7 protein-coding genes are annotated in these 12,027 nt (G+C 42.9%); 4 read left to right on the top strand and 3 right to left on the bottom strand.

All coding sequences use genetic code 11. The annotated features are described in order from the left end of the window. Nucleotides 1-25: 25 nt before the first annotated feature. Nucleotides 26-325 carry a YbaB/EbfC family nucleoid-associated protein gene (locus AC4HAI_RS07860; RefSeq protein WP_491111146.1) on the bottom strand — a complete coding sequence of 100 codons (300 nt, stop codon included), beginning with the start codon at nt 323-325 and terminating at the stop codon, nt 26-28. A 587-nt stretch (nt 326-912) separates the two neighbouring features. Here AC4HAI_RS07860 and AC4HAI_RS07855 point away from each other — a divergent pair. The 4 genes from AC4HAI_RS07855 (at nt 913) to pepC (ending at nt 9,108) form a co-directional block, all read left to right on the top strand. Next, nucleotides 913-1,341, top strand: a complete 429-nt coding sequence (locus tag AC4HAI_RS07855; RefSeq protein ID WP_491111145.1) for a hypothetical protein — start codon at nt 913-915, stop codon at nt 1,339-1,341. Nucleotides 1,342-1,525: 184 nt separating this feature from the next. After that, nucleotides 1,526-6,295 carry a GbpC/Spa domain-containing protein gene (locus tag AC4HAI_RS07850; RefSeq protein ID WP_491111143.1) on the top strand — a complete coding sequence of 1,590 codons (4,770 nt, stop codon included), beginning with the start codon at nt 1,526-1,528 and terminating at the stop codon, nt 6,293-6,295. 271 nt (nt 6,296-6,566) lie between these two features. Beyond that, nucleotides 6,567-7,580: a type I glyceraldehyde-3-phosphate dehydrogenase gene (gene gap, locus AC4HAI_RS07845; RefSeq protein WP_491111142.1), complete on the top strand. Its 1,014-nt coding sequence runs from the start codon at nt 6,567-6,569 to the stop codon at nt 7,578-7,580. 190 nt (nt 7,581-7,770) lie between these two features. Beyond that, nucleotides 7,771-9,108 (top strand): aminopeptidase C, encoded by a 1,338-nt coding sequence (gene pepC, locus AC4HAI_RS07840; protein ID WP_491111140.1) that lies wholly within the window; start codon nt 7,771-7,773, stop codon nt 9,106-9,108. 33 nt (nt 9,109-9,141) lie between these two features. On the opposite strand, the gene pbp1a is transcribed toward pepC, so the two are convergent. Further along, nucleotides 9,142-11,412, bottom strand: coding sequence for a penicillin-binding protein PBP1A (pbp1a, locus tag AC4HAI_RS07835; protein WP_491111138.1), 2,271 nt, complete (start codon nt 11,410-11,412; stop codon nt 9,142-9,144). Then, the gene (gene recU, locus AC4HAI_RS07830) at nt 11,409-12,017 is read right to left on the bottom strand and encodes a Holliday junction resolvase RecU (protein WP_491111136.1); all 609 of its coding nucleotides are present in this window, start codon (nt 12,015-12,017) and stop codon (nt 11,409-11,411) included. Before recU ends, pbp1a begins: the two co-directional genes overlap by 4 nt. Nucleotides 12,018-12,027 lie beyond the last annotated feature (10 nt).

The following is a 12,027-nucleotide window of genomic DNA, read 5'->3' as shown; positions in this document are numbered from 1 at the left end:
CTTTAAGGTCTCGTTTTTTATAGGTTTAAAATGGTAATTTACCAGCAAAAGCGCCCATTGATTTTTTTGTCGCTTCGTCAATTTGAGCAAGGGCGTCATTGACAGCTTGGGCGGTCATGTCGGATAAGGTTTCCAGATCTTCTGGATCAACGACAGCTTCTTGAAAGTCAATAGCGACTAATTTTTTATCGCCTGTCAAAGTTGCTACAACCAGATCCTGAGCTGACTTGCCGATAAATTCTTGGGCAGCTAGCTCGCTTTGTTTTTGTTCCATTTGCTTTTGTAGCTTTTGTGCTTGCTTCATCATTGACTGCATATTCATCATAAGATTAATAGTTTCCTTTCGTATAGAGCTATTTTATTATTTCAGTATTAACACCTAATAAGTACTGGCTCCAGAGAGACTCTGATTTTCCAGATTCCATTTGAGGTCATGAAGGCATCGTAGTTGACGTGGCTGTAGCATGAATCTCCTGCTCATTATATCATTTTTGCTATTGAATTCAAAAATATCACTTATTGTCATAATATCTGTCTTTCTAATTATTGTTTGTTTAAAGAAAGGATTGACATCAGCTTACCTTATAGATTTCATAAAATTCAGAATAAATACGGAAGTATTAGGTAATTTTAAACATACTTGTGTATGATAATAAACTGGGGGATAGAGGCAGTCTCATCATATTTTGGTAGCTGTAACGCTTTCTACCTTATTACAGTTTTAGAGATGTCTAATGCTGTAAAGGAGGCTGCTAGTATCAGTTGAGCGCAAGGAATTTTATTCCACTGTCTTAAACTGTGTATTATAGCGTTAAATGTTTTTAATGGGAGGGTTTTTAGCTGAATAAGAAGTTTATAACTAGTAGAAAAATAATGCTATTGACGCTTGGAATTGTTATTGTCCTAATAGGGTTGAGTAGTCGTTTATACCTATTATCGGTTAATCACTATGTGACTTATTATGACAAGCAATTTGTTAGTGCGGTTGCCCATGGGTTGGAAGATCAATGGTCTTACACCGATACGCTTTCTCATAAGCATTATTCTAAAGAAGAATACCGCACAATGGTTGGCAAAGAATTGGACCAGATCAAGGAATTTGAGTCAAAGCCTTTTAAAAATGATGACTTGCGTGTTCAGGCTATCGCCTATATTGATACGGTTAATATCATGGACACACTAGTGAAAGACAAGTATGGTTCTAAAGATTTTCATGAAAAGTGGCAGGCGGAACTGGCTAAGCGCCAGTCGGAATTAGTTGCTATTAATAGGATTGAAAAGATTGAAGTATCACAAGACTATCAAAAGCATCTTAAAAACCTGCTCTTGCCATCGGATTGATGAGATTGCTCTTTCTACTGGCTATTTGGTCCATATGGTTTCGTTGTATCGATAGTTACTACTATGAAAAGTTTAATCTTAAGGATAAAGTTCTTGAAGATTACAATAATTTTGCTATGATATGAGTATGTAGTAGTTGTGATGTACTTTTAGAGAAGAATAATAGTGTTGGAGAGAATTAAAAATGAATAGAAAACAGCGTTTTTCGATTAGAAAATATAGCTTTGGAGCAGCCTCTGTTTTGTTGGGGACAGCTCTATTTGCTATCGGTAACGGTTCAGTAAAAGCTGATGAAGTTAATTCTGGTACGGTGGCTTCAACAGCTGCTGAAAACAGCTCTAATCAAGAGAGTTCGGCAGCTCAAGCGACAGGTTCTAGCTCTACACCTGCTCAGACTGAGTCTGATGAGGTTCGTGTGGTTAGTGAGGATCAGCAAGGTAATACTACTGTGACAACATCTGAAGTAGTATCTCCTGAGTTGGAGCAAGCCAAGGAAGCAGCTGAAAAAGAAGGTGTTGAAGTGAAGGAGACAGCTCCTAAAAATCAACCATCTGTAGAAGCTGCTATAGCTGATAATGAGGCTCAGGCTCAAGCTATTAATACAACGTTGAATGAGTATCAGGTGTCTAAGGCTCAGTATCAGCAAGCTGTTGAGAATTACAATAAAAGTAAGCTTGAATTTGACAATAAAGTAGCTGAAAAGGCAGAAGCTGATCGTATTAATGCAGAAAATGAAGTCAAGTATCAGGAAGCTTTGGCAACTTATAATGCCGAAAAGAGTAAATACGATGCTTTGTTGGCGCAATATCATGAAGATAAGAAAAAATATGAGCTAGCAAAGGCAGATTTTGATACTAAGACAGCCGAAAAAGCAGCAGCTGACAAGGCGAATGCGGAGGCAGAAGCTAAGTATCAAGAAGCCCTAGCGGCCTACAATACTGCGAAGGCACAGTACGAGCAAGATAAGGCCCAGTACGACCAAGACAAGGCTAAGTATGATACTGATAAGGCAGATTTCGATACTAAGACAGCTGAAAAAGCAGAAGCTGATCAGATCAATGCTGCCAATCAATTAGCTTATGAGACTGCTTTGTCGTTTTATAATCAATCTAAGGCCCAGTACGAGCAAGACAAGGCAGCTTATGATAAAGCTGTAGCGGACAAGGCCGCAGCGCAAGCGCAAAACACGCAAATCCAAGCGGATAACGCAGCAGCGCAAGCAGCCTATGAGCAAGCGCAAGCCGCTTATGAAGCAGCTCAAGCTAAATACGAACAAGATAAAGCTGCTTACGATAAAGCAGTAGCAGATAAGGCCGCAGCGGAAGCTCAAAACACGCAAATCCAAGCGGATAACGCGGCAGCGCAAGCAGCCTATGAGCAAGCGCAAGCCGCTTATGAAGCAGCGCAAGCCCAGTATGAGCAAGACAAGGCAGCTTATGATAAAGCGGCAGCAGATAAGGCCGCAGCGGAAGCGCAAAACACGCAAATCCAAGCGGATAACGCGGCAGCGCAAGCAGCCTATGAGCAGGCCCAAGCAGCGTATGAAGCGGCGCAAGCCCAGTACGAGCAAGACAAGGCAGCTTATGATAAAGCTGTAGCGGACAAGGCCGCAGCGGAAGCTCAAAACACGCAAATCCAAGCGGATAACGCAGCAGCGCAAGCAGCCTATGAGCAAGCGCAAGCCGCTTATGAAGCAGCTCAAGCTAAATACGAACAAGATAAAGCTGCTTACGATAAAGCAGTAGCAGATAAGGCAGCTGTAGAAGCGCAAAATACGCAAATCCAAGCGGATAACGCAGCAGCGCAAGCAGCCTATGAGCAAGCGCAAGCAGCGTACGAAGCGGCGCAAGCCCAGTACGAGCAAGACAAGGCAGCTTACGATAAAGCGGTAGCAGATAAAGCTGACGTTGAAGCTAAGAATACGCAGATCCAAGCGGATAACGCGGCAGCGCAAGCAGCCTATGAGCAAGCACAAGCCGCTTATGAAGCAGCGCAAGCCCAGTACGAGCAAGACAAGGCAGCTTATGATAAAGCGGTAGCAGATAAAGCTGACGTTGAAGCTAAGAATACGCAGATTGAAGCGGATAACGCAGCAGCGCAAGCCCAGTACGAACAAGCACAAGCTGCTTATGAAGCTGCAAAAGAGCAGTACCAAAAAGATCTTGAAACTTACAACAAAGCACTAGCGGACAAGGCCGCAGTAGAAGCGCAAAACGCGCAGATCCAAGCAGACAATCAAGCAGCATGGGATGCTTACAATACAGCCAAGGCTGAATACGATGCTAAAAAAGCTGAGTATGATCAGGCCAAGGCTAAGTACGATGCTGATAAGGCTGAATATGACGCTAAAGTAGCTGAAAAAGAAGCAGCTGATAAGGCGAATGTGGAAGCAGAAGCTAAGTATAATGCTGATAAAGAGCAGTTTGAAAAAGATACAATTGATTACAATACTAAGCTTCTAGAATATGAAACTGCTCTGAAGCAGTATGAAAACGCTAAAGAAGCTTATGATAAATTCTTGGCTGATACTGGTTTGACCCAGACGCAAGCAGCCCAAGAATTGACTTTCTTGCGTGAACCTAGTGCGACTCACAAGATTGATGGTATCAGCTCTTATGTGACTCGAGCTGCGCAACAACGCCTAGCCAATGATGGCGGCGTTAAGCAGTATGACTCTAATAAACTGGGAAATGATGATGTTGTCAGCACAAGCCCTTATGCCAATGATGAAGCTGAATGGTTGAGCATCAAGGTTGGAGATAAGTTCTCTGTTACCTACGATGGTCTTTCTAAGTCTAAGATGATTGTTGATGGCGTTGAGCGTGATATTAGCCGTGTCATCTATCGTTATGAGATTCTCAACTTGCCATCTAATGATGGTAAAGGGATCGCTAAGGTTGATGCCGATCCAACGATTACCCTAACGGTTGGTGCGTCGACTGACAAAGCTAATGAGCCAATCAAGGTTGCAGTTGATGTTGAATTTTACGATGAAAATGGTGATATGTATGACCTTTCTCAACGTAAGGCTATCGTTGCCCTCAACTCTCTCAACCACTGGGATGGTGCCGCTTATGCTAATGGTTCTGATAAACCACGTGAATTGCTTTTAGAAGCAAAAGATGTTAACGGCAATACCGTTCGTGGGACTTGGAATCCTTATGCGGATGGCAGTTCACCTAATCTGAATAATGGTGCGCCAGTTGTCAAGTCAGGTTATGCTGATTTCGGCGACAAGACTGTCAACATTTCAGAGTCTAACCCGCTTAAGATCATTGCTCAAAAAGCTGGTTGGAATGGCAGTTGGTTTATAGAAAAAGAAACACCTGTTTTTGGTAATTCAGTTTATGCTTCAGGTGGCGGAAATGGTCACTCAACGGGACTTGAAGAATATAAATTTGGTGATCAAGACGATGTTTTGGGCAGCTATGTGGTTGATCCAGCTTCTGGCTTGATTACCTTTACGCCTAGGAAGAAATTCCAATCGATCAAGCACCAAGAGTTTGTTAATATCGGTGATAAAGAGTTTGTCGCTATTCCAAACTCAAGTGTCACCTATAATCCAGCTACCAAGGAAGTGACATCAGAAAAAGACAACCAGTATATCGAACATGGTGCTGTCTTTAATGGTGAGACAACCCCTACCTTACGCGGTTGGGATGATGCTGACTCTCCATATCTTTATTATGGTGGTGCAGGGGTTAAGATGACAGATGGTCATTTAGTCTTTACTGCAACTGGTGCTAACGCTGAAGGTCAGCCGACGGTTTATTGGTTTGCTATTAACTCTAATGTCGGATTCCCTAAGGATCCGGGAGAGGAGCCAAAGGCACCAGAAAAACCAACGCCACCAACGCCACCAACACCAAAAACGGTGACAGTTCCAACCCCACCGACGGAGCCAACGCCACCGACCCCACCGACGGAGCCAACGGATAAACCAACCCTTGATGTTCCTGATGAGCCAACACCGCCGACGGAGCCAACGCCACCGACTCCGGTAACACCAACACCTAAGTTGGATATTCCACCAGTTCCAAGTGAACCGACTCCGCCGACTCCACCAACGGCACCAGAGGTTAAGCCAGTGGTAGATATTCCATCTGTCCCAGATGAGCCAACGCCACCGACTCCACCAACGGCACCAGAGGTTAAACCAGTGGTAGATATTCCATCTGTCCCAGATGAGCCAACGCCACCGACTCCACCGACGGCACCAGAGGTTAAACCAGTGGTAGATATTCCATCTGTCCCAGATGAGCCAACGCCACCGACTCCACCAACGGCACCAGAGGTTAAACCAGTGGTAGATATTCCATCTGTCCCAGATGAACCAACGCCACCGACTCCACCAACGGCACCAGAGGTTAAACCAGTGGTAGATATTCCATCTGTCCCAGATGAACCAACGCCACCGACTCCACCAACGGCACCAGAGGTTAAACCAGTGGTAGATATTCCATCTGTCCCAGATGAGCCAACGCCGCCAACGGAACCAACGCCACCAACTAAGGTGATCGTTGAGGTTCCAAATGAGCCAACGGAACCAAATGAGCCAACACCGCCAACGGAACCAACGCCACCAACTAAGGTGATCATTGAGGTTCCAGAAGAACCAACAGAACCGAATGAGCCAACGCCGCCAACGGAACCAACACCACCGACAACTATTGTGGTTGTTGTTCCAAATGAGCCGGTACCACCAGTTGAACCAGAGGTTCCAGTGGTAGAATGGCATAAGAACTACGTTACCGAAGTTACTACAAAACCTGATCCTGAAATTCCTACTGCGAATAAGCCTAAGGGGAAAGTTTCAGTATCAACTCCTCAGCAGTCAGAATCTGGTTTGCCAGAGACTGGTGATGATAGTTACGGTCTAGTAGCCTTTGGTATGGGGGTTGTATCCCTTGCAGTAGCGATGAATTTGGCTTACTATAAAGGTAAAAAAGATTAAGGCCTTAACAAGCCTTTAATCTAAAAGAGGTTGAGAACTTTTATCTCAGCCTCTTTTTTGTATATGGTAAAGTAAGGTTGCATCTTGGATGATAGTGATGGTTGACTTATTTTAAAAGTTTTAGAAAATAATAAGCAAATAGTTGGGATTTTAAATAGAGTTGGACTATAATGAAGGCGTAAAGGGGTTAGTAATCGTTTAGGTTACACTTTTACATATGTAGGGGGACTTGTTCCCAGTTTTCTGGCCTTATATAAGGAGGACATGTCATATGGTAGTTAAAGTTGGTATTAACGGATTCGGACGTATCGGACGTTTGGCTTTCCGTCGTATCCAAAACGTTGAAGGTGTTGAAGTAGCTCGCATCAATGACCTTACAGACCCAGCAATGCTTGCACACTTGCTGAAATATGATACAACACAAGGTCGTTTTGACGGAACTGTTGACGTAAAAGACGGTGGTTTTGAAGTCAACGGTCAATTCGTCAAAGTTTCAGCAGAACGTGACCCAGAACAAATTGACTGGGCTAACGATGGTGTTGAAATCGTTCTTGAAGCGACAGGTTTCTTTGCCACTAAGGAAGCTGCTGAAAAACACTTGCACGATGGTGGTGCTAAGAAGGTTGTCATTACTGCACCTGGTGGTAATGATGTTAAGACTATCGTCTTCAACACTAACCATGATATCCTTGATGGTACTGAAACAGTTATCTCAGCTGGCTCATGTACAACTAACTGTCTTGCACCATTAGCAGATGCTTTGAACAAGAACTTCGGCATCAAAGCTGGTACTATGACAACAATCCATGCTTACACTGGAGACCAAATGATTCTTGACGGTCCACATCGTAAGGGTGATTTCCGTCGTGCTCGTGCAGCGGCAGCTAACATTGTTCCAAACTCAACAGGTGCGGCTAAAGCTATTGGTCTTGTCTTGCCAGAGTTGAATGGTAAGTTGCAAGGACATGCTCAACGTGTTCCAATTACAGCGGGATCACTGACTGAATTGGTTTCAGTTCTTGACAAGAAAGTTACTGTTGACGATGTTAATGCAGCTATGAAGGCAGCAGCTAATGAATCTTATGGTTACAACACTGATGAGATTGTTTCATCAGACATCGTTGGTATGTCATTTGGCTCATTGTTTGACGCTACTCAGACAGAGGTTACTGAAGGCGCAGACGGTACACAATTGGTTAAGACTGTTGCATGGTATGACAATGAAATGTCTTACACTTCACAATTGGTTCGTACGCTTGAATACTTCGCAAAAATCGCTAAATAAGCGATAGTCAACTTTAGATTTTTTGCTAACTGAATCAATCAGCAAAGGATCCTATAGATAGAGTTCCCTTTATAGTGGACGGTGACCACCAGATAGTCACATGAAGCTATAGGGGGAACTTTTTAGTAGTCTTGCATATTCTAAGATAAGTACTATAATGATTTATATCACATGCATTAAGGAGAATCCTATGTCAAAAATTGATCAAAGTTTTACAGATAAGTTATTTGCTGATTTTGAAGCTAATCCTAAATACCGTTCGCTTGAAAATGCTGTGACCAATGCTGGTTTGCTCAAGAGTTTAGAGAATCGTGCGCTGGTTAGTCAAAATGATTTTGCTTTTTCTATTGATTTGACAAATGATAAGGTAGCTAATCAAAAACAATCTGGTCGTTGTTGGATGTTTGCTGCCCTCAATACTTTTCGTCATAAGTTGATATCTGAGTTTAAACTGGAAAATTTTGAACTCTCACAGGCTCATACTTTTTTCTGGGATAAGTATGAAAAATCAAACTGGTTCTTGGAGCAAATTATTGCAACAGCTGATCAAGACTTAGGAAGTCGTAAGGTGAAATTCTTGCTCGATGTGCCTCAACAAGATGGTGGTCAGTGGGACATGGTTGTCTCTCTCTTTGAGAAATATGGTGTTGTTCCCCAGTCTGTCTATCCTGAGTCTGTATCATCAAGCAATAGTCGTGAACTCAACCAATACCTTAATAAAATTTTGCGGCAGGATGCTCAAATTCTGCGTGAGCTGATGACTTCTGGTGAGGATAGAGACACTGTAGAAGCTAGAAAAAAGGAACTTCTCCAAGAAATCTTTAATTTTTTGGCTGTTAATCTCGGATTACCACCACGTCAGTTTGACTTTGCTTATCGTGATCAAGATGGGAACTTCCACAAAGATGTGGCGATTACTCCTCAGGAATTTTATGATAAGTATGTTGGGATAAAATTGGATGATTATGTCTCTGTTATCAATGCTCCAACAGCTGATAAGCCTTTTGGTAAATCTTATACTGTTGAGCTTCTTGGTAATGTTGTTGGTAGTCGTCCTGTTCGCTATATCAACTTAGATATGAAACGGTTTAAAGAGTTGGCTATCGCACAAATGAAGGCGGGTGAAACCGTTTGGTTTGGATCTGATGTTGGTCAAATTAGTGATCGTCAGGCAGGATTGATGGCTCAAGGTCTCTATGATTTTGAGCAGGGCCTAGATATTGCTTTAGTCCAAGATAAGGCTGGGCGCCTAGATTACAGCGAGAGTTTGATGACTCATGCTATGGTTTTGACAGGAGTTGATCTCGATGAAAAGGGACATCCTCTAAAATGGAAGGTTGAAAATTCATGGGGAGACAAAGTTGGTAAGGATGGTTATTTTGTAGCTACAGATGCTTGGATGGATGAGTATACCTACCAGATCGTTATCCGTAAAGATTTGTTAACGGCGGAGGAGCTAGCTGCTTATGAATCTGAGCCAACTATTCTTGCTCCTTGGGATCCAATGGGGGCACTTGCTTGGATGTAATCAATAAAAAAATTCGGGATTTCCCGAATTTTTTTATTCGAATGATTCTGGCTCAGCTTGATCTTCCTCTTCCTCTTCACCGTCGTCCTGATTAGATGAGCTAGATGATGACTCTTGTGCTTGGGAGCTGGAGGATTGAGAAGTATCATTACCGCTTTGTGAGCTAGAAGATGAAGAACCAGATGAATCTGAGCTGGATGATGAGCTAAAGCTAGCTTGATAACCGCTCTTGCTGATAAAGGAACCAGAGCGGTAGACTCCTGCTGGCATGGTCCAGTCATCTGAGCCACTGCCATCTGTTTCAAAGAGATAGCTACTCATTGAGCTGTAGACCAAAGCTGCAATATCGAGGTTAGAACCATAGAGTGGTGTGAGTCGATCCTTATACCCTGTCCATACAGCAATAGAATACATTGGAGTGATTCCGACAAAGGTTTCGTCTGGTGCCATAGTCCCGACAGAGTCACTGTAGACTCCGGTCTTAGATTCGACTTGGTACAGTTCATCATCAGAATAGTTGGATGTTCCTGTCTTACCGGCGTTGATAGCTCCTGCTACATTGGCTTTCTCACCTGCACCGGTACCACCATCGAGGACAGATTTTAGCATATCGACCATCATGTATGCTGTGTCTTCAGACATAGCTTGCTTACCTGGTGAGGAGAATGTTTGGTCGGTGTCATCACTGAATTCAACTTTATTGATGTAGAGTGGTTCATAGTAGGTTCCGCCGTTTGAGAAGGCTGCATAGGCTGCTGCCATCTTTTCAGAGCTAGCACCATACTTTTGGTCTGAACTGCTCGTATTACTTGAAATGGCATTAGCATAAACTAAATCAGGATATTCAATGCCAAGACCGCCTAAGAAATTTTTGGCCTTGTCGAGACCGACAGCTTCCAGTGTTTTGACGGCTGGGACGTTACGAGATTGCTGGACAGCTGTTTCAATCGAAATGTTGCCTTGGTATTTGCGGTCCCAGTTGTAGACAGGCGTTCCTGTTCCAGGGAAGTTATAAGGGCTGTCATCAATGGAAGCTCCTGTTGAATTATAGACGCCATACTCTAGAGCAGGGCCATAATCAGTGATGGGTTTCATGGTAGAACCCCAGTCACGATCGGTTAGTGTAGCTTGGTTGGTTCCCATGGATACACCTTGTCCTTGATGGCGAGCCCCTATTTGGGCAACCACATTACCATTGGATACATCAACAACGGTAGAAGCGACTTGAAGTTTCTTATCTGGATAGGCTACATGATCATCGCTGTTGATAATATCATAGAGTTGTTTTTGTGCATCAGTATCGACGTTGGTATAGACTTTGAGACCAGCGCTATAAACATCAGCTCCTGTTTTGTCAGAAACTTGCTTGACGACTTCCTTAATGTAATTATCTAGGTAGGCATCATAGCTTGATTTTTTGGTTTGAGGGATTAGACCATCATCGATAGGTGTTGCAACTGCCTTGTCATAGGTGCTTTTATCAATACTACCGACCTCATACATTTCAGAAAGGACGGTATCCCTGCGTTTTTTGGATTGCTCAGGATTGACATAAGGATCATAGAGAGTTGGAGCGTTTGGAAGACCAGCCAAGAGCGCTAATTGAGGAATGGATAGATCTGTTAGGGTTTTACCATAGTAGCCATTGGCTGCTGTCTGCATACCATAGTATCCGTTTCCCATGTAAACCTTATTGACGTAGAATGTTAAGATTTCTTCTTTGCTGTATTTTCTCTCCATTTGGATAGCCAACCAGGCTTCTTGAGACTTACGCTTCAAGGTTCGGTCAGAATTATCAGTTGAGAAATAAGCTAGCTTGATCAACTGTTGGTCTAGAGTCGATCCACCTTGAGTACTTGAGCTAATAAGGTTGTTCCAAGCGGCACCGATGATACGATAAATATCAACACCACGGTGTTTATAGAAACGGTGGTCTTCAATAGCTGTGATGGCATTGACCAAATTGACAGGAATCGTATCTGTCTTAGCGCTGATTCGCTTTTCAGCCCCTAGGTCGGCAATTTTATTATTGTCCTTGTCATAGAGGATGCTAGAATTAGTCGCCACCAACTGTTTTTGAGATAGAGCAGGAGCTGTACTGATATAGTAGGTAAATAAGAGACCACCGGCAATCAAAACAACCAAGAGCAAGGAGAAAAGAATACCAAAAGCATACTTGGCAATCTTTAGGATTCTTTGCTTTCGAGACAATGACCTGTAATTAGAACGAGAACGGCCTGGCTCTTCGGGAACACGTTTCCCAATTCGACTTTTAAGAGAGGAAATAAAATTATTTTTGTTCATACGTCTTTACTTTCATTTAAAAAATAGTGATCAATAGTAGCTAGATAAGGAACCTGTGGGAAAGCACCTTGCTCAAGTTCTATGCCCCTTTTTTTGATATAATCAAGTGGCATAGATTTGCTACCATGGTCTATCTGATAAAAGGAGATCAACTCTTTAGCGGGTAGCAGATAGGTTTGCTTGAGTGTTGAAAAATGTAGGAGTACAAAGCATATACCATCTTGATCAAGGACTTGTTGCATGTGCTTGACTTGGTGAGCATGGAAATTTTTCATAGGCATGGCTGCTTTTTGACGAGTTTCCTTGGCTTCAAAGTCAATATAATGTCCCTTATAGACTCCTGAGTAATCGGTTGTAGATGCTTGCCGGAAGTAAGCTTCCACGATTTTGGCTCGACTTCTTTTAGGATAGTCAACTTTAACGATTTGAACAGGTGTCGGTTTTTTGTGGATGACTGCTATACCATGTGATAGGTAGTAATCATTGGTTTTATTGATTGCCGCTTCAAAGCTCATTCCACGATTAGCAAAATCCGTTGTTTTTTTAATACGATTCGTTGATTGTGTGGCTGGCTTACGAAGCAAGTTATGTGGGTATTTGACCATATTGCTCCTC

The organism is Streptococcus sp. ALY_208 (assembly GCF_058314295.1).
Note: the sequence above shows the minus strand (reverse complement) of the source record. Positions and strands in the feature narration are given on the sequence as shown.

Bases quoted from the DNA above. Each gene is read 5' to 3' on its own strand.
- pepC (WP_491111140.1), top strand. From the start codon at position 7,771: ATGTCAAAAATTGATCAAAGTTTTACAGATAAGTTATTTGCTGATTTT.
- AC4HAI_RS07860 (WP_491111146.1), bottom strand. From the start codon at position 325: ATGATGAATATGCAGTCAATGATGAAGCAAGCACAAAAGCTACAAAAG.
- AC4HAI_RS07850 (WP_491111143.1), top strand. From the start codon at position 1,526: ATGAATAGAAAACAGCGTTTTTCGATTAGAAAATATAGCTTTGGAGCA.
- gap (WP_491111142.1), top strand. From the start codon at position 6,567: ATGGTAGTTAAAGTTGGTATTAACGGATTCGGACGTATCGGACGTTTG.
- pbp1a (WP_491111138.1), bottom strand. From the start codon at position 11,412: ATGAACAAAAATAATTTTATTTCCTCTCTTAAAAGTCGAATTGGGAAA.
- recU (WP_491111136.1), bottom strand. From the start codon at position 12,017: ATGGTCAAATACCCACATAACTTGCTTCGTAAGCCAGCCACACAATCA.